1 pseudogene is annotated in these 256 nt (G+C 52.0%); it reads left to right on the top strand.

Going from position 1 to position 256, the window contains the following annotated elements:
• Positions 1-256, top strand: a pseudogene (locus M992_RS14515) (endonuclease VIII); the annotation flags it as partial.

The following is a 256-nucleotide window of genomic DNA, read 5'->3' as shown; positions in this document are numbered from 1 at the left end:
AGCTTTATGGGGTGTGGGAAATTGTTGATGCGGGCGAAACGCCGGATACCAAACGCGATCTGCGTGTTCGTCTTGAGACTGAAGATAAAGCCATTTTGTTGTATAGCGCGTCGGATATCACCATCGCACCGCGTGAGGAGATTGCGCAGCATCCCTTTTTACAACGCGTTGGACCGGATGTTTTAGATTTGCGACTGAATGCGGCGCAGGTCAAAGAGCGCTTGATGCAGCCAGCGTTTCGTCGTCGTCAGTTTGG

Origin of the sequence: Moellerella wisconsensis ATCC 35017, assembly GCF_001294465.1 — a bacterium.
Classification (GTDB): domain Bacteria; phylum Pseudomonadota; class Gammaproteobacteria; order Enterobacterales; family Enterobacteriaceae; genus Moellerella; species Moellerella wisconsensis.
This window is presented reverse-complemented; position numbering and strand designations above follow the sequence as displayed.